The following is an 18,007-nucleotide window of genomic DNA, read 5'->3' on the forward strand; positions in this document are numbered from 1 at the left end:
ATGAACCTTCGACATTGCGAAAGGAATTGAGCCCGTCATGATTCTGCCTTGGCTAATCCTGATCCCCTTTATCGGCGGCCTGCTGTGCTGGCTGGGTGAGCGCTTCGGCGCCACCCTGCCACGCTGGATTGCGTTGCTGACCATGTCCCTCGAACTTGCGCTCGGCCTTTGGCTGTGGGCGCACGGGGATTACCACCTTGCCCCCAACCCGGGTGCCGACCCGGTCTGGGCGCTTGAGTTCAAGCACGTCTGGATCGAACGTTTCGGCATCAGCGTGCATCTGGCACTGGACGGCCTGTCCCTGCTGATGATCTTGCTCACCGGCTTACTAGGTGTGCTGTCGGTCTTGTGTTCCTGGAAAGAAATCCAGCGTCACGTGGGCTTCTTCCACTTGAACCTGATGTGGATCCTGGGCGGTGTGGTCGGCGTATTCCTCGCCATCGACCTGTTCATGTTCTTCTTCTTCTGGGAAATGATGCTGGTGCCGATGTACTTCCTCATCGCGCTCTGGGGTCACAGTTCATCGGACGGCAAGAAAACCCGTATCTACGCAGCGACCAAGTTCTTCATCTTCACCCAGGCTTCCGGCCTGATCATGCTGGTGGCGATCCTGGGTCTGGTGCTGGTCAACTTCAATGAAACCGGCGTGCTGACCTTCAGCTATGCCGAGTTGCTGAAAACCAAGATGTCGCTCACCACCGAGTACATCCTGATGCTCGGCTTCTTCATTGCGTTTGCCGTGAAATTGCCGGTCGTGCCGTTCCACTCCTGGTTGCCGGATGCTCACGCACAAGCGCCTACCGCGGGCTCGGTCGACCTGGCCGGTATCTTGCTGAAAACCGCTGCGTACGGCCTGCTGCGTTTTGCCCTGCCGCTCTTCCCGAATGCTTCGGCCGAATTCGCGCCGATTGCCATGACACTGGGCCTGGTCGGGATTTTCTACGGCGCATTCCTCGCCTTCGCACAAACCGATATCAAGCGTCTGATCGCTTTTTCCAGTGTTTCCCACATGGGCTTCGTACTGATCGGGATTTACTCCGGCAGTCTGCTGGCTCTGCAGGGCGCGGTGATTCAGATGCTGGCGCACGGTGTATCGGCGGCGGCGCTGTTTATCCTCAGCGGTCAGTTGTACGAGCGCCTGCACACCCGTGACATGCGTGAAATGGGTGGTTTGTGGTCGAAGATCGCCTACCTGCCAGCCATTAGCCTGTTCTTTGCCGCGGCGTCGCTGGGCTTGCCGGGCACCGGTAACTTCGTTGGCGAGTTCCTGATCCTGATGGGCTCGTTCGCCAGCTTCCCTTGGGTCACGGCGATTGCAACGACCGGCCTGGTGTTTGGTTCGGTCTACTCGTTGATCATGATTCACCGCGCCTACTTCGGCCCTTCCAAGTCCGACGCCGTACTGGCCGGCATGGATGCACGTGAACTGATCATGGTGCTCGGTCTGGCGGTTCTGCTGATTTTCATCGGCGTGTATCCGCAACCGTTCCTCGACACCTCTGCTGCGACCATGAATGGCGTGCAGCAATGGCTCGGCACCGCCTTCACTCAACTCGCTTCGGCCCGGTAAGAGCGCTATGGAATTCACGATCCAACACTTTATCGCGCTTGCTCCACTGTTGATTACCAGCATCACCCTCGTTGTGGTGATGCTGGCAATCGCGTGGCGCCGCAACCACTCACAGACCTTCCTGCTTTCGGTGGCGGGTCTTAACCTGGCATTGCTGTCGATCTTCCCGGCGTTGAAAGTCGCTCCACTGGCGGTCACTCCGCTGTTGATGCTGGACAACTTTGCCTACCTGTACATCGGGCTGATTCTGGTCGCGACCCTGGCCTGCGTAACCCTTGCGCACGCTTATCTGGGTGAAGGCGGCACCGGTTACCCGGGCAACCGCGAAGAACTTTACCTGTTGATGCTGCTGGCAGCGTCGGGCGGTCTGGTACTGGTCAGCGCGCAACACCTGGCTGGCCTGTTCATCGGTCTGGAACTGCTTTCAGTGCCTGTTTACGGGCTTGTGGCTTATGCCTTTTTCAACAAGCGCTCACTGGAAGCCGGCATCAAATACATGGTGCTGTCGGCGGCCGGTTCTGCGTTCCTGTTGTTCGGCATGGCCTTGTTATATGCCGAAGCGGGTAGCCTGAGCTTCAGCGGTATTGGTCACGCACTGGCCGCCACTGGTGCTCCGAGCGCCATTGCCCAGCTGGGTTTGGGCATGATGCTGGTCGGTCTGGCGTTCAAGCTGTCGCTGGTTCCTTTCCATCTTTGGACACCAGACGTGTACGAAGGGGCGCCAGCTCCTGTGGCTGCATTCCTGGCCACCGCCTCCAAGGTCGCTGTCTTCGCAGTGATGGTGCGGTTGTTCCAGATCTCCCCGGCGGCCACCACCGGTGTGATGAGCGATGTACTGACCGTGATCGCGATCGCCTCGATCCTGTTTGGTAACTTGCTGGCCCTGACGCAAACCAACCTCAAGCGTCTGTTGGGTTACTCGTCCATCGCCCACTTCGGCTACCTGCTGATCGCTCTGGTAGCGAGCAAAGGCATGGCCATGGAAGCCATCGGCGTTTACCTGATCACCTACGTGCTCACCAGCCTGGGTGCATTCGGTGTGATCACGTTGATGTCCTCGCCTTACAAAGGGCGTGACGCGGATGCCCTGTATGAATACCGCGGCCTGTTCTGGCGCCGTCCGTACATGACTGCCGTACTGACCGTGATGATGTTGTCGCTGGCCGGTATTCCGCTGACCGCAGGCTTTATCGGCAAGTTCTACATCATTGCTACCGGTGTTCAGGCGCAGCAATGGTGGTTGGTCGCTTCCCTGATCCTGGGCAGCGCCATCGGCGTCTTCTACTACCTGCGTGTGATGGTCACCCTGTACCTGGTTGAGCCAAAACTGCATCGCCACGATGCCCCGTTGAACTGGGAGCAGAAGGCAGGCGGCGTCATGCTGCTGGCGGTGTCGATACTGGTGTTCGTGCTGGGCGTTTACCCTCAGCCGATGCTGGAACTGGTGCAACGCGCAACACTGGGCTTGCTGGGCTAAACACCCTTCGCTCGCCCCACTACCCCGTGTAAGCCTGGCTTTCACGGGGTATTTTTTTGTCTGCGCGTTATCACACCCCACGCCGCGCAGAGCCCTTAAAAATACACATCGACCCACCGACGACTGACAGTAAAAATGGCCATTTATTTAAGCCTTCTACCCTTTCGCTGATAACGCCTCTCACACGGTTTAACTGTGACTTCACGTCCAACTTACACACATGAATCAAACATCCTTTACCTATTTAAAACGTTGCATGTAAACACACCTTCTTACGTTTACAGCTTATAAAACATACCCAACAGAATCCTGATCAACGACGCATTGACAGTCATTGTCCCCCCTCATAAATTCATCAGCCTTTCACTTTCACGTTCAACCACCTACCTGAATTCACCCTTGCACTTCACGTATACACATACAGGAATACTTTATGCATCCCGCCATTGAACACAGCGGTCATTATTCGACGAGCGACGGTCATCAATTATATTGGGAGCGTCATGGAACCCCCCAAGGCGAGCCCATCTTCTTTCTCCATGGTGGGCCAGGCGGTTACTGCAACAACAAGCAACTGCTGTTCTTCGACCTTAATCATTTTGACGTTATTTTATTTGATCAGCGAGGCTGCGGACGCTCCACTCCCCAAGGCGAGTTAACAAACAACAACACCGATGCAGTGGTTCAAGACATAGACGATCTGCGGCACTATTTCGGTTTTGAGCGCATCAGCCTGCTCGGAGTGTCGTGGGGCAGTTGGCTGACGTTGAAATACCAGCACCGTTTTAAGCATCGGGTAAGACGCGGCGTTGCCGCCTCCGTATTTGTACCTGTCGATGAGGTTTTCGATACCTATGACCGGATACTTCAGCAGACCCTTGAACATTTGCCCGAGGCAGGACTGACCCTTCAGCGAACCTACAACACGTTATGCACCGGCACCCCGCAAGCCCGTCAGGCGGCGGCATTGAGCTGGAGCAAAGCGCATCTGGGAGAGTCCATGACGGATGAGCAACTGAACGCCTTTGTGGATCACTCAGCCATTGCCTCCATCCGCCTCGAACTGCATTACCACCTCAATCACTACTTTTTCACCCCTGCCGACATGCTCCTCAGGGTTAGCCCGAGGATGACCCTGATTCAGGGCATCGACGATACGTGCGGTATGGCCAGCCTTGACTGGCTTCGGAAACGGTCTCGCGCCTCAGTCGTACAGGTGAGGGCTGGCCACAATGCGCTTGAGCCAACCTTACTCAGTAAAATTCGCCACACACTGAATCCTTGAGGCTCGTGTAAGAAAATACCGACTAATGAAGTTGAATTCATCCTCATTTTTTAAAATCAATGAAAACCACTACACACGCCAGAAGATTTTCTACGCGGCGCAAACACCCTATTTAAAGTTCAACTCCAAACATCTTACACGCGCCACCTTGCACTCCAACTCAACTGCCTATTCCCTATCGGTCTGAAGCAGCACGCTAAACTGTGTGCTGCGTGACAGCACAGCGACGATATATTGAACAGTACCGAACAACTTTAAACATGTAGCCAAACATTGCCCTCAACTGAAATATTGAAAATGACGTTCATTGACATGAAATAACAGACACTACTAAATTCAACGTGTGCTTTGACAGTCAAAGCCAATTCAAACCCTCCATCCAATAAGAAAAGGTTTTCGATATGGGCTACTACATGGCAATGAACACCCAAGCGCTGCCTGATACAGAAACGCTTGACTCACAAACCGAGCAACAATATCTGGAACAACTTGAACTGACCGACGCTGAGAAAGAAGAACTCACCGCAGACTGATACTTCAAAGAGGGGACGTTTGTGACGTCCCCTCCTTAAATCGGAATGTCTTATGACTCACTCGATTATTGCGCACGAACGTGAGCTTTCATTAGCCGAGGCCTATGCCCGAGTGCTTCAAGAACTGGCCTGCCTCGGGCTTGTCGGCTCGGCTCACACGCTCGGGGAACGCGTCGTGAATACCCGCGTCACGCTGACTGACGCACACTCGACGCCCAAGGGGGCCGGTTCCGGAAAAGGCTATGCTGACAACGCCTTGGTAGGAGCCTACTTCGAGGCGCTGGAACACTACCTGAGCGAACACCATGAAATGCACGCGGGGATTGAGATGCGCCCTGCGAACCGTTACGCGCGCGACGGATTCTTTCACGACGACAGTCTTCTGGATTGCGTCATTCAACACACTGAAGCTCACATCGCCAGCCGCCAATATCACAGCCCCCTCGACACTTCGACCTTCTACTACCCGGTCGCCTTCAGCTTGCCCGCGTACAACGCCAGGCCGTTGGCCGGGGACACCTTCGACTACGCCGGTATTCGGCGTTACTTCAGCAACAGCGGCATCGCCATTGGCGCCACCTACAACGAAGCAGCACTGCACGCCATTAATGAATGCCTGGAGCGCGATGCGCTTTCACTTTTCCTGCTCAGACATTTTTATTATCAACAAGACCGGCCTCTACGCCGGGTGCAGCGCCCGCAACCTCCCCATTCACTGGCCACACTCTGGCAGGACGTTGAATCAGAGTTGGATGCAGACGTGGTTCTGCTCGACATCAGCAGTGAGTTTTGCGTTCACACCTACCTCGCCTTCAGCCTTGGCGATAACCGGCCTATTGGCCTTTTCGGCTGTGGAACTTCATTAAGCGCCCCCCATGCTGCCGAACGCGCCCTGACCGAACTGGTGCAATTGCGTTTGAGCGCAAGCCGTGCCGACACTGCCCGACACCTGGAACTGCAATGGCGTCACTTGGCATCGTTCCCCCGGCTCCAGCGTTGTCTGCGTCTGGATATAGACGACCTGATGAGCAAGTCCCGCCAGCAATGTGTGACGCTGCCAGCGGACTGCGAACACCGCACGCTGGACGAACAGATTCGCGTCATTGCCCATAACGTGCGCAGCCACAACCGCGAACTGGGGATCAGCATCCTCTATCAAACCGACAGCGGTACTACGTTGGCCAATGTGGTGATTCCGGGGCTTGAACGTTTTTATATCGTAAGCACCGGTAACGTTGTCATCCCGCAAGCCCGCGGACAGGCACTCAATGAGTGTTACGGGTGACCTTATGAATCATGGCCTGAGCGTCCACCACGAGCAGCACGTCATGCAGCAGATCCGTGAGATCTGCTGCATGAAGACCCACCAACACGCGTCGTGGACAGAACCCGTCGGTCCCGGGCTTAACAACCTGTTCATGCTTACTATCAAGGACACCCTTTGGGTGGGCCGTAAAACACTTACAACCGCCTTCGAAGGCAGACAGCACCTGTCTAGCCTGATCCAGCCGTCCATGTTGCTGGGACGTTTTACCCGTGTTGTTTATGAGAACGATGGCATCACCGTGCAGTTCATTACGGCGTGCGAGCAAGAAAAAACTCAGCTCTTTCTCCTGGCATCCAACCTGACGGACAGCGCGCTCTACTTCCCCTACCCTGTCCTCGATAACCGCGCACAGGAACACGTCATGCGCGAGGAGCACTGGCGCTTCAGCGAAGCACTGGCCCATACACTGGACAGGGATGAACAGCACTTTCGAGAGCATTGCATCGCCCTGCTGCAATCGCGACTCACGCCCGGTGCTCAACTCCTCGACCCCGCGTGTTCCACCGGTGCGTTCATGGCGTCCATTGCCCGCGCCCTGCCCCATACCCGTTGCACGGGGGCCGATTGCTCATCAAGCATGGTCGACCAGGCTCGCGCCCGCCATCGATTACCCAATCTGGAATTTCACCATCGTGCGGCCCAAGCAACGCTGGAGCCGGCGGCAGAATGCGATGTTATGTTTCTGCGCTTTCTCAACGCCGAGGTGATGAGTCGCGATCAAGCCCAACACCTGCTGGTGCTGCTTTTGAAGCAATTGAAGCCGGGGGCGATGGCAATCGTGTTCGGCCATACCCCGGTGCTACCCAATATGGGGTATTGGGCGGGCGTATTGGGCTTGAACCTCATGTCCTCCCTGGCCGCGCGGCCGGGCCAACTGGAGTTGTTTGAATGCTATGTGCTGCAATCACCGACTGATTAAACCTTCAGCCCCAAGTGCTGGTTGCGAGCGATTCTTGCCTTGTATAGGCTTGCGCGCCGCCCGACCACTCCTGGACCTGTCATACATGCGTTCTCTCTGTTATCCGCTACTGCCTTTGGCCCTTGCCTGTGCATCGCCCTCCTTCGCAGGGCCACTTGAGCTGGGGGAAGTTCAGGTTCGCAGTGAAGAAAGCAGCGAGTTGGACTTGGCCCGAGCCCGGATGAACGAAGTGCCCGGCGCCAGCAATGTGATTGACCTGAACACGGTTGAAACCGGACGAACAGGCAGCAATACCGATGTGCTCGCGTACCAGCCCGGCGTCTATGCGCAGTCAGCGGGCAATGACGGTGCCAAGGTTTCGGTGCGCGGTTCTGGCCTCAATCGGGTACCCGGCGCGCACGGTTCAGGTTTGTACGTGATGTTCGACGGGTTGCCGCTGACCGGTCCCGGTGGCACACCCTATGAGTTGTTTGAACCGTTATGGCTCAGCCGCGCCGAAGTCCTGCGCGGCGCCAATGGTTTTGACGCAGGAGCACTGGCACTGGGCGGCTCGATCAACTACGTCACCCATACCGGCTACGACGCCGCCCCGCTGCAAGTGCGGTATGAGGCAGGCAGTTACGGCTATCAAAAGCGCCAGATCAGTTCGGGGCAAGTACTGGGCGATCTGGATTACTACATTTCCCTGAATGACTCCGATACCAACGGTTATCAAGACCATACCCGTGGCAGCAGCAAGGGTATGGCGGCGAACATCGGTTATCGTTTCAGCCCGCAATTGGAGACGCGCTTTTATTTGCGTTATCGCGAGACTGATAACCAACTGGCAGGCCGGGTCACTAAAGATCAGATCAAGCATCATCCCCGCTCGGCCAACCCGGTCTATGTCGCCGGAGATTACAGCCGTCCTCAACCCGGCAGTACGTGGTTCGCCAACAAGACGACGATGTACCTGGACGACAATTCGCAACTTGAAGCTGCGATGGTGTATCACGACTACCCGATGGACCTGCGTGAAGGCCCTAACCGGCTGAAAGTCGCCTACACCGATGTGAGCGGCACCTTGAACTACAAGCGTCGTGACACGCTGTTCGGACAGCAAAGCAACACCACCGTGGGCTTGCGCAGTACCAAGCACCTGCCCAATAGCGGGGCTTCGGAGTATGTGCGAATTCCGGCGGGCAACACCGCAGCGTACCCTCCGGGTACAAAGATGCGTGACTTCAGCTACCAAGGCTCGGACACCGTGCTGCACGCCAGCAACGATCTGGAACTGATACCCGATGTATGGCTCACCACAGGCATGGCCCTGATCTATACCCGCCGTGAAAGCGAGGTGAGCTACCCCGAGAGCGGCGGCAAGGTCAGCCAGCATGATTGGGACTACGCGCCACGTATCGGCCTGCGTTATGAATTCAGTCCCCAATTACAGGTGTATGGCAATGTGAGTCGCTCCGTTGAGCCGCCTCACCCATGGTCAATGATCTGGGGCTCGCCCATCACCTTCCCCGTCGGGAATGGCCCTGCCACAGGCCGTCAAAGCACACCTGTTGCCTTACGCAATCAGACAGCCACGACTCTTGAGTTGGGGACACGCGGCGACTCATGGCTCGGCCAATGGGATCTCGCCTGGTACTACTCGGCCATTCGCCATGAATTACTCAGCGTCGAAACTCAGGCTGCAACCGCCACTCAAGCACCGATTGTGGGCGAATCCAACGCCAGCCCCACTGTTCATCAAGGGATTGAAGCCGGGCTCAACAGTCTGTTGTGGGAGAAAGACGGGATTGGCAACGTCTCTTTGCGACAGGCCTACACATTCAGTGACTTCCACTACCGAAACGACGATCGTTTTGGCAGTAACGCGCTGCCCGGCATTCCCCGCCATTACTACCAGGCCGAGCTTCGCTACAACCATCCGCGCGGGTTCTACGCGGGTGTCAACACGCAGGTGGCTTCACCCATGGCCGTGGATTACGCCAACTCGTATTACACCTCTTCGTACAGGCTGTGGGGCGCCACATTCGGGTATGCCTCACCCAAGAAAGACTGGCAAACCTGGCTCGACCTACGCAACTTGACCCGCCAGCGCTACGCCGCAACTGTCACGCCCGGTTATGACGATATGGGCAAGGACGCTGCGCGCTCGACCCCCGGCGAAGGCATGGGCGCCTACGTCGGGGTGTCTTACAACTTCCGCTAGTCGCGTGGCTGAATGTCAGCGGGCAGTCGCACTTTGCGACGCGTTCCGCTGAACAGTCCCCAGCTGGAGAGAAAAAGGGCTGCGATCAACGGCCCGATCACAAAGCCATTGAGACCAAAAATGGCCATGCCGCCCAAGGTGGAGATCAGGATCAGGAAGTCCGGCATTTTGGTGTCTTTGCCCACCAGAATCGGGCGCAGTACGTTATCCACCATGCCGATCACCAACACCCCATACAGCGCCAGAACCACGCCCTCCCACACCTGGCCCGTCACCAGAAAGTAGATGGCCACCGGGGCCCAGACAATACCGGCGCCGACGGCGGGCAGCAGCGACAGAAACATCATCAGCACCGCCCAGAACAACGAGCTGTGGATGCCCAGAAACCAAAACATCAGCCCGCCCAGAGCACCCTGTGTGATAGCGACTGCCAGGTTGCCCTTGACCGACGCCCGCACCACGCGACGCAGTTTGAGCTGCAGCAAACGCTTCTGCTGCTCAGCCAGCGGCACCGCATTACGAATGCTGCGCACCATCTGCTGGCCATCACGGATAAAGAAATACAGCAGGTACAACATGATGAAAAAGCTCACCACCAACTCGAAGGTACTCTGGCCAAAACTGAAGACCTGCGTGGCAAAGAACTGGCTGCCTTCCAACGCGCCTTTGGACACTTTTTCACTCAAACCGGCGATATTGCCCAGACCAAAGCGGTCCAGCCAATTCTGAACATTCATCGGCAAGATGTCTTTGAACTGCATGACGTAGCTTGCGACGTTGATCTTGCCGCTTTGCACGTCGTTGTAGAGCATCGCCACTTCCTGCACCAGCAGGGCGGTGGTGACGATGACCGGCAAAATGGCGATCACGGTACATATGCCCAAGGTGGCGAAGGTCGCCAGGTTGCGTTGCCCCTTGAGCTTGAGCAGTAATTTACGTTGCAAGGGGGCGAAGAGAATCCCCAGTGCGACTGCCCAGAAAATCGCGCCGTAGAACGGCAACAGAATCCAGATGAAAGCAATTGTGACCAAGGCCAACAATAACAGCAGGGTTTTGCGTTGCAGGCTTGTTTCGTTCATAGGCCGTCCATGTCAGTAAGGCGCACATTCGTCGGTTAGCGCCAGCTTAGTCCGCAAAGCGTCTGCCAAGTGCCATCGTTGCTGCATAAAGCATAGATCCAGATCAACATTCCACTGTTTAAGCTCGATTAACATCGCGCCCTTTGCGAATGGCTCGACTATGTCCCTTGCACCGCCCGAACTCCTCGCCCCTGCCGGCACTCTGAAGAACATGCGTTACGCCTTCGCTTATGGCGCCGATGCCGTGTACGCAGGCCAACCGCGCTACAGCTTGCGGGTGCGCAATAACGAATTCGACCACGACAACCTGGCCATCGGCATTAAAGAAGCGCAAGCCCAAGGCAAACGCTTTTACGTCGTGGTCAATATCGCGCCACACAATGCCAAGCTGCGCACCTTTCTCAAGGATCTGGAGCCGGTGATCGCGATGGCCCCGGATGCGTTGATCATGTCTGATCCGGGCCTGATCATGCTGGTGCGCACGCACTTTCCACACATGCCGATCCACCTGTCGGTGCAGGCCAATACGGTGAACTGGGCGAGCGTCGAATTCTGGCGCCAGCAGGGGCTGAGCCGAATCATCCTGTCCCGCGAATTGTCCCTGGAAGAAATCGAAGAGATTCGTCAGCAAGTGCCTGACATGGAGCTGGAGATTTTCGTGCATGGCGCGCTGTGCATGGCCTATTCGGGGCGTTGCCTGTTGTCCGGCTACATGAACAAGCGAGATGCCAATCAGGGCAGTTGCACCAACGCTTGCCGCTGGAAGTATGAAGCTGCGCCCGCCACCGAGAATGAATTGGGCAATATCGTCAACGTGGTTGACCCGTCTGTGGAGCCGACCCTGGGCATAGGCCAGCCGACCGACGAGGTGTTTATGTTGCATGAAGCCAATCGTCCTGAAGAGCCCATGGCGGCGTTTGAAGACGAGCATGGCACATACATCATGAACTCCAAGGACCTGCGCGCCGTTCAGCACGTGTCCCGACTGACGCACATGGGCGTGCATTCGCTGAAAATCGAAGGCCGCACCAAGTCGCACTTTTACTGCGCCCGGGCCACGCAGGTATACCGCAAGGCCATTGATGACGCCGTGGCAGGCCGTGATTTTGACCGAAGCCTGATGACTGACCTGGAGTCTCTGGCGCAACGCGGGTACACCGAAGGCTTCCTGCGCCGCCATGTGCATGACGAGTACCAGAACTACCTGCATGGCAGTTCACTGTCCCAGCGTCAGCAGTTCGTGGGCGAGCTGACAGGGGAACGGCGCAACGGCATGGCCGAGGTCAAGGTTAAAAACCGGTTTGCCGTGGGCGATCATCTGGAACTGATGACCCCGCGCGGCAACTACCACTTTGACCTTTATCAATTACGCAGCAGTGCCAACTTGCCAATCGAGGTTGCGCCCGGTGATGGCCACACGGTGTACCTGCCGATTCCCGATCAAGTGGACCTGGGCTATGCATTGCTGATGCGGGACCTGACCATCAGCGAGACGATCAAACACACAGCGCTGTAACAGCCAGCGTCATTGCTGCGGGTGAAGCGATCAATCCCTGAACACTTCATCCAGCAGGTTATGCATCGCGATAAAAGCGCGTTTCGCAGTTTTGGCGTCGTACATCATCTTGCCCGGGACGTTGGCGTGAGGGTCTGTGAACGAGTGCACAGCGCCACCATAGCTGAGCAACTGCCAGTCAACGCCCGCTGCATTCATCTCGTTTTCAAACGCCGGAAGTTGCTCGCGCGGTACCAAGGGGTCGGACGCCCCGTGCAGCACCAGAACGGCGCCCTTGATGCTGTTGGCATCAACAGGATTGGGGGTATCCAGAGTACCGTGGAAGGATACCGCTGCTTTCAACGGCGCTCCGCCACGGGCCAGCTCCAGCGAGCAACAGCCGCCGAAACAAAAGCCGAAGGTTGCGAGTTTGGCGCTGTCGACCTTGGCAAACGAGGTGGTACGCAAGTTATCGTAGGCGGCCCACATGCGTTTACGCAGCAAGGCACGGTCGTTTTTCAGCGGCATCATCGCCGCACCCGCCTCGTCAGCGTTCGAAGGACGGACACCCTGACCATACAAGTCGGCAATCAGTACAACGTAGCCCTGTTCGGCCACGGACTTGGCAATTTCTTCAGCCCCGGTACTGATACCCATCCAGTTGGGCGCCATCAACAACCCCGGCAACGGATCCGCTCGGCTCGAATCATAGGCAAGACGGCCCTCGTAGGGCTGGCCATCAATTTGGTAGATCACCGATTGGAGCGTTATTGATTCCATTTAAAACCTCTGAATTTGAAACAAAAAAAACCCGCCGAAGCGGGTTTTTATAGACGTCTTACACGGACAACTCAACTAACAACTTATTGAGTCTACGGACATAGGCCGCCGGATCTTTCAGGCTGTCGCCTGCCGCGAGTGCCGCCTGGTCGAACAAGATGTGCGACAGATCGCCGAAACGCTCTTCACTCTGCTCCGCATCCAGTTTTTCGATCAACGGGTGAGCCGGGTTGAATTCGAAAATGGGCTTGGAATCCGGCACTTTCTGACCGCTGGCTTCAAGGATCTGACGCATTTGCAAACCAAGATCCTGCTCGCCAATGGCCAAAATGGCCGGGGAGTCCGTCAAACGGTGCGATACACGCACTTCACTGACGCTGTCGCCCAAGGCCGTCTTGATGCGCTCTACCAAACCTTCTTTGGCCTTGGCCACTTCTTCTGCGGCTTTCTTGTCCTCTTCGGAGTCCAGATTGCCCAGATCGAGGTCGCCACGGGCCACGTCAACAAAGGTTTTACCGTCGAATTCGCTGAGGTAGCTCATCAGCCACTCATCAATACGGTCGGTCAACAGCAGCACTTCGATGCCTTTCTTGCGGAAAACTTCCAGGTGCGGGCTGTTTTTGACCTGAGCGTAGGTTTCACCGGTCAGGTAGTAGATCTTGTCCTGGCCTTCTTTGGCACGCTCAAGGTATTGCGCCAGGGAAACCGTCTGCTCGCCGCCTTCTTCGTGGGTAGAGGCGAAGCGCAGCAGACCGGCGATTTTTTCTTTGTTGGCGAAATCTTCAGCCGGGCCTTCTTTCATCACCTGACCGAAGTTTTTCCAGAAGCCCTGGTATTTCTCGGGCTCGTTCTTCGCCAGTTTTTCCAGCATGTCCAGGACACGCTTGGTCAGCGCCGACTTCATGGAGTCGATGATCGGGTCTTTTTGCAGGATTTCACGCGACACGTTCAACGAGAGGTCGTTGGAATCGACCACGCCTTTGATGAAGCGCAGGTAAAGCGGCAGGAAGGACTCAGCCTGATCCATGACGAATACGCGCTGTACGTACAGCTTCAGGCCTTTAGGCGCTTCACGCTGGTACAGGTCAAACGGAGCGCGGGCAGGCACATAGAGCAACGAGCTGTATTCCAGCTTGCCTTCGACCTTGTTGTGGCTCCAGGCCAGCGGGTTTTCGAAGTCATGGGCGATGTGCTTGTAGAACTCCTGATATTCCTCGTCCTTGACTTCAGTGCGAGGACGGGTCCACAAGGCGCTGGCGCGGTTAACGGTTTCCCATTCCAGCGCAGGCGTTTCTTCGCCTTCTGCAGCGGCCTGTTCTTTTGGCAGCTCGATCGGCAAGGCGATGTGGTCAGAGTACTTTTTAATGATGTTGCGCAGGCGCCAGCCATCGGCGAACTCTTCTTCGCCGGACTTCAGGTGCAGAACGATCTTGGTGCCGCGCTCAGGTTTTTCGATCGTGGCAACTTCAAACTCGCCCTCGCCTTTGGACGCCCAGTGCACGCCTTCGCTGGCAGGTGTACCGGCACGACGACTGAACACGTCGACTTTGTCAGCGACGATAAAGGCGGAGTAGAAACCCACGCCGAATTGACCGATCAAGTGCGAATCTTTCTTTTGATCGCCCGAGAGGTTTTTCATGAAATCGGCTGTGCCGGACTTGGCAATCGTACCCAAGTGGGTGATGACGTCGTCACGGTTCATGCCGATACCGTTGTCTTCGAGGGTGACGGTCTTGGCGTCCTTGTCGAAGCTCACACGGATTTTAAGTTCATCGCCGCCTTCCAGAAGTTCTGGCTTGGACAGCGCTTCAAAACGTAATTTGTCGACAGCGTCGGAGGCGTTCGAGATCAATTCGCGAAGGAAGATTTCCTTGTTGGAATACAGCGAATGGATCATGAGGTGCAACAGTTGCTTGACCTCGGTCTGGAAGCCCAGGGTTTCCTTTTGAGTTTCCACGCTCATTGTTATAAAACTCCAATTTGATGGCATGAGCCACGCCCTAGAGGGTTGGCGGCGGGATGTCATGAACGTTGGGGCTGGCATCGAAATTTCAAGGCCTGTGTTTTGAATCAAAACGGACCCATTGCTTTTCGCCGGTTATTGCACCGTGTCGGGCCCCTCTATACAGGGCATTACGACGATATTACCGGGCCATTACTAATGTGCTTGGCTTGTCCGCCGGTGACTGCGTAGAATTCGCGCGCGGCGTGCATTTATATATCTGCACACCCAAGGAACTTAAGCTATCGGCCTGTGCTCAAACGGCCGGTAGATATACTCAATAAGGAGAAACACCCCATGCGTAAGACTTTCGCTGTTGCCTTGATGTTGGCTGCTTCCCTCGGTCTCGCTGCTTGCGACAAAAAATCCGAAGACAAAGCACAAGATGCTGCTCAACACTCCGAGCAAGCTCAAGAAAAAATGAATGAAGCACAAGACAAAGTAAACGAAGCAGCAAAAGAGAACGCTGAAGCGGCTAAAGCTCAAGCTGAATCGAACAAAGCTGCTGCTGAAGAAGCCGCTCCGGCTGCTCCAGTTGCACCGGCTGCTCCAGAAGCCGCTCCTGCTACCAAGTAATTCCTTTACTTGGCTGCAAAAGAAAGCCCGCTTGATGCGGGCTTTACTTTGTCTGCAATTTGACCGATCAGAGCAACAGCGTCTTGAACGTCGGGCTCAACATTAACAACAGCGTGCAAAGCATTCCGACCACCCAGGCCACGGAGCGTTGCCACGCCAGATCTGCCCAATAGCACAGCAAAAACACACACCGCGCACAGACAAAAACGATGGCCAAAGTGTCAATCACAAAGCCCTGAGTCTGGGTGGTGTGTGCCATCAATACAGCGGCGGCAAACAGCATGAAGGCTTCAAAACTGTTTTGATGCCCCGCCAGAGCCCGAGCCCCCAAACCGGTCAAACGTGCCTGTTGTTCACGGGGCAATTGGTTGTCATAACCGCCCTGCTCTTTCATGGCTTTTGCTACGGGTATGCGTGCAATAAAAATCAGCAACGCGCTGATAAACACACACCAGAACGGAATACTCATGGGGTTGCGTCCTTGTTTGGCTCAGGCAATAGCGCCTCAGTCGGGGTGTAGACCATGACACTCAACACGTCGGAATGAAACTCGCGTCGGTATAAAACCACGACGACACCCGCACTCATGAGCATGAATAACCACGGGCTGACGAACCACGCCAGCATGGTCATGCCGAAGTAATACGAACGCAGGCCAAAGTTGAACTGGTTGGCCGCCATCGAAATCACTTTGGCGGCGCGCAAGGCAAACGCCTTGCGCTCTTGTTCCGCCACATCGCGCTCGCCAATCATGGGCGCCGAGCCAATGAGGATGGCGGCAAAGTTGTATTGGCGCATGCACCAGCTAAAGGTGAAAAAGGCATAGACGAACACCAGTGCCAGGCACAACAACTTGATTTCAGACATGCCCTGCGACGCTTGTTGCACCATCGGGATGTCGGCCAACAGGGACACTGCCCGCTCCGATGCACCCAGCACGGTCAGAATACCCGCCAGGATGATCAACGTGCTGGAAGCAAAAAACGATGCATTACGCTCCAGATTGCCAATCACGCTGGCGTCGGCAATGCGGTTGTCGCGCAGCAGCATGCGGCGCATCCAGTCCTTTCGATACAAGTGCAGCACACTGGCCAGACAAGCCGTGTCGCGCGCTTTCCAGGTGGCATAGCGGGTGTAGCCACCCCAGCACACGACAAACCAGAGAGCGGCTAAAAGATGAGTCCAATTTGACTGAATGAACGACATGGGGTTTCCCGAAGCGCACGTGAAGGTGAGAGTTATGCACGTTCGTTCGACGCTTTGGCCAGCAAAAAGGCACGCCCATAAAAAATGCCCTGTATCAAATTGATACAGGGCATTTTGATCGGTTCATCGCCCGCTTTTGGCGGACTGAACAATCACGCCAAGGCTTCGTGACGCTTGCCCAGCATGCGGTCGCAAATCACCGCCCCGAGCAGAACGACCAGCGAAGGCACCAGCCACGCCAGACCTTGCTCACTGAACGGCATGTTGACCAGTTGGGTCGGAATCCAGCCCGCCATGCCAGCGCCTTTGAGTGCGTCAATGGAACCGAAGATGAACGACACCAGCATGACCGGGCCTACAATCCTGGCTTGAGCATGCCACAGGCCTTTGCAGAAACTCAGCGCCACCAGCACGATGCACGGCGGGTAGATCGCTGTCAGCAACGGTATGGAGAACGCGATCAACTGCGTCAGGCCCAAGTTGGACACGCCCAGCGAGAACAAGGCCAGTATGACCACCAGAGCCTTATAGGACAGTGGCAGAACAGTACTGAAGTACTCGGCACAGGCACAGGTCAGACCCACTGCTGTCACCAGGCAAGCCAGTGCAATCAACACGGCAAGGAAGCCACTGCCCAGCGAGCCGAAGGTGTGCTGAACGTACGCGTGCAGCACCGCCGCGCCGTTGGTGGCGCCGGCGGCAACTTCATGACTGCCCGAGCCGAGACGGAACAGGCTGACATACACCAGTGCCAAACCGACGCCTGCAATCAGGCCCGCAATGATGGCATAGCGGGTAATCAGCTTGGGCGATTCCACGCCACGGGAGCGGATGGCGTTAACGATCACGATGCCGAATACCAGGGCGCCCAGCGTGTCCATGGTCAGGTAACCATTGATGAACCCTTGGGAGAACGGCGCTGCAACGTATTCCGGGGTGGCCACGCCAATGTCGCCCGCCGGCAATGCAAATGCAGCGATACCGAGGATCGCCAGCGCGATGATTTTCAGCGGCGCCAGAAAACGCCCCACGGTGTCCAGCAGACGGCCTGGGTACAGTGAAACGAAAAACACGATAAGGAAGTACACCGAGCTGTACAGGAACAGCGCGAGCGGGCTTTCCCCGGTCAGGGGCGCAAGACCGACTTCAAACGATACAGTGGCCGTACGCGGGGTCGCGAACAGCGGACCTACCGCCAGGTACGCAACAGCAGCCAACAAGCCACCGGCGATTTTACCGATCGGACTGCTCAGCGCATCCATGCCACCGCCGACTTTCGCCAGCGCCACAACGGTGATGACTGGCAGGCCTACAGCGGTGATCAGAAAGCCCAACGCGGCAATCCAGACATTCGGTCCGGCTTGCAGGCCAACGATCGGCGGGAAAATGATATTGCCAGCCCCAACGAACAGGGCAAACGTCATAAACCCAAGTGCCAGGATGTCCTGGCCTTTCAATACTTTCATTACGGAAATACCACACTACTGAATCGGAATTTAGAGGGGGAATTTCCCGTGCGGATGTGGGAAATGCTGTCGAACTGTATAAGTCCAAC

General features: G+C 56.2%; 15 protein-coding genes. 9 read left to right on the forward strand and 6 right to left on the reverse strand.

Features of this window, described 5'->3' with window-relative positions; translation table 11 throughout:
• Positions 1-37: 37 nt before the first annotated feature.
• The 7 genes from nuoM to BKD70_RS15800 all read left to right on the forward strand — a co-directional run bounded on the left by nuoM (position 38) and on the right by BKD70_RS15800 (position 9,314).
• A complete protein-coding gene (gene nuoM, locus BKD70_RS15775) occupies positions 38-1,570 on the forward strand; it encodes an NADH-quinone oxidoreductase subunit M (protein ID WP_047274294.1) in 1,533 nt (510 codons plus the stop codon).
• A gap of 7 nt (positions 1,571-1,577) precedes the next feature.
• Positions 1,578-3,047, forward strand: a complete 1,470-nt coding sequence (gene nuoN / locus BKD70_RS15780) for an NADH-quinone oxidoreductase subunit NuoN (RefSeq protein ID WP_047274292.1) — start codon at positions 1,578-1,580, stop codon at positions 3,045-3,047.
• Positions 3,048-3,480: 433 nt separating this feature from the next.
• Positions 3,481-4,332, forward strand: a complete 852-nt coding sequence (locus BKD70_RS15785) for an alpha/beta fold hydrolase (RefSeq protein WP_047274291.1) — start codon at positions 3,481-3,483, stop codon at positions 4,330-4,332.
• Between the two features lie 401 nt (positions 4,333-4,733).
• Entirely contained in the window at positions 4,734-4,865 is a 132-nt protein-coding gene (locus BKD70_RS25415; protein WP_255164158.1) for a hypothetical protein, read from the forward strand.
• A 52-nt stretch (positions 4,866-4,917) separates the two neighbouring features.
• The gene (locus BKD70_RS24365; protein WP_080960320.1) at positions 4,918-6,150 is read left to right on the forward strand and encodes a YcaO-like family protein; all 1,233 of its coding nucleotides are present in this window, start codon (positions 4,918-4,920) and stop codon (positions 6,148-6,150) included.
• A gap of 4 nt (positions 6,151-6,154) precedes the next feature.
• A complete protein-coding gene (locus BKD70_RS15795) occupies positions 6,155-7,111 on the forward strand; it encodes a trans-aconitate 2-methyltransferase (RefSeq protein ID WP_052892154.1) in 957 nt (318 codons plus the stop codon).
• Between the two features lie 85 nt (positions 7,112-7,196).
• A complete protein-coding gene (locus BKD70_RS15800; RefSeq protein ID WP_047274290.1) occupies positions 7,197-9,314 on the forward strand; it encodes a TonB-dependent receptor domain-containing protein in 2,118 nt (705 codons plus the stop codon).
• Here the strand turns inward: BKD70_RS15800 and BKD70_RS15805 are convergent.
• Positions 9,311-10,393, reverse strand: coding sequence for an AI-2E family transporter (locus BKD70_RS15805; protein ID WP_047274288.1), 1,083 nt, complete (start codon positions 10,391-10,393; stop codon positions 9,311-9,313). The genes BKD70_RS15800 and BKD70_RS15805 overlap by 4 nt on opposite strands.
• Positions 10,394-10,553: 160 nt before the next feature.
• Between BKD70_RS15805 and yegQ the strand changes: the two genes are divergently transcribed.
• A complete protein-coding gene (yegQ, locus tag BKD70_RS15810) occupies positions 10,554-11,909 on the forward strand; it encodes a tRNA 5-hydroxyuridine modification protein YegQ (protein ID WP_047274286.1) in 1,356 nt (451 codons plus the stop codon).
• A gap of 30 nt (positions 11,910-11,939) precedes the next feature.
• Here the strand turns inward: yegQ and BKD70_RS15815 are convergent, their stop codons facing one another.
• Both BKD70_RS15815 and htpG read right to left on the reverse strand, forming a co-directional pair.
• Positions 11,940-12,668 (reverse strand): dienelactone hydrolase family protein, encoded by a 729-nt coding sequence (locus BKD70_RS15815; protein WP_047274284.1) that lies wholly within the window; start codon positions 12,666-12,668, stop codon positions 11,940-11,942.
• Positions 12,669-12,726: 58 nt separating this feature from the next.
• Complete coding sequence (htpG, locus tag BKD70_RS15820; protein ID WP_047274282.1) at positions 12,727-14,631, reverse strand: molecular chaperone HtpG; 1,905 nt, start codon at positions 14,629-14,631, stop codon at positions 12,727-12,729.
• A gap of 336 nt (positions 14,632-14,967) precedes the next feature.
• Here htpG and BKD70_RS15825 point away from each other — a divergent pair, with 336 nt between their 5' ends.
• Entirely contained in the window at positions 14,968-15,246 is a 279-nt protein-coding gene (locus BKD70_RS15825) for a hypothetical protein (RefSeq protein ID WP_047274280.1), read from the forward strand.
• A 67-nt stretch (positions 15,247-15,313) separates the two neighbouring features.
• Here the strand turns inward: BKD70_RS15825 and BKD70_RS15830 are convergent, their stop codons facing one another.
• The 3 genes from BKD70_RS15830 to brnQ form a co-directional block, all read right to left on the reverse strand.
• Positions 15,314-15,715 (reverse strand): MAPEG family protein, encoded by a 402-nt coding sequence (locus BKD70_RS15830; RefSeq protein WP_047274278.1) that lies wholly within the window; start codon positions 15,713-15,715, stop codon positions 15,314-15,316.
• Complete coding sequence (locus BKD70_RS15835; RefSeq protein WP_047274276.1) at positions 15,712-16,452, reverse strand: DUF599 domain-containing protein; 741 nt, start codon at positions 16,450-16,452, stop codon at positions 15,712-15,714. The genes BKD70_RS15830 and BKD70_RS15835 overlap by 4 nt, the downstream gene beginning before the upstream one ends.
• Before the next feature lie 152 nt (positions 16,453-16,604).
• On the reverse strand, positions 16,605-17,918 hold the full coding sequence (brnQ, locus tag BKD70_RS15840) for a branched-chain amino acid transport system II carrier protein (protein WP_047274274.1): 1,314 nt from the start codon (positions 17,916-17,918) through the stop codon (positions 16,605-16,607).
• Positions 17,919-18,007 lie beyond the last annotated feature (89 nt).

This window comes from Pseudomonas sp. BS-2016, from assembly GCF_001806145.1.
Classification (GTDB): Bacteria; Pseudomonadota; Gammaproteobacteria; order Pseudomonadales; family Pseudomonadaceae; genus Aquipseudomonas; species Aquipseudomonas lundensis.